The organism is Psychrobacter sp. CAL346-MNA-CIBAN-0220, from assembly GCF_040309805.1.
Lineage (GTDB): Bacteria > Pseudomonadota > Gammaproteobacteria > Pseudomonadales > Moraxellaceae > Psychrobacter.
On record NZ_JBEOPF010000400.1, the window covers coordinates 1 to 262 of the forward strand.

Annotated in this window: 1 protein-coding gene; it reads right to left on the reverse strand. The window is 40.5% G+C overall.

Going from position 1 to position 262, the window contains the following annotated elements:
- On the reverse strand, positions 1-251 hold a 251-nt coding region (locus AAEY88_RS14130), incomplete at its 3' end, for a hypothetical protein (RefSeq protein WP_350563396.1).
- Between the last annotated feature and the right edge of the window lie 11 nt (positions 252-262).

Consider the following 262-nt stretch of genomic DNA (forward strand, 5'->3'; position numbering starts at 1 on the left):
TCTTTAGCCAATGTAACAATCGCACCTTGTAGACGTAATAATTCATCAATAACTTGGCGATTAAGCTGATTATCCTCAACCACCAGAACCCTGGCACCTTTTAATGCTAAATTAGTTATTTTTCTAGATTGTATTGGCTGTTCTAAACCATGAATAGCTCGGTAAACCGACTCGAGCATCAAGTTCGCCGTCACAGGTTTGGTCAACATACTCACAAAAGGCTGTTGGCGATATTGTTTAGTTTGTTCCATCACCTCTGCAC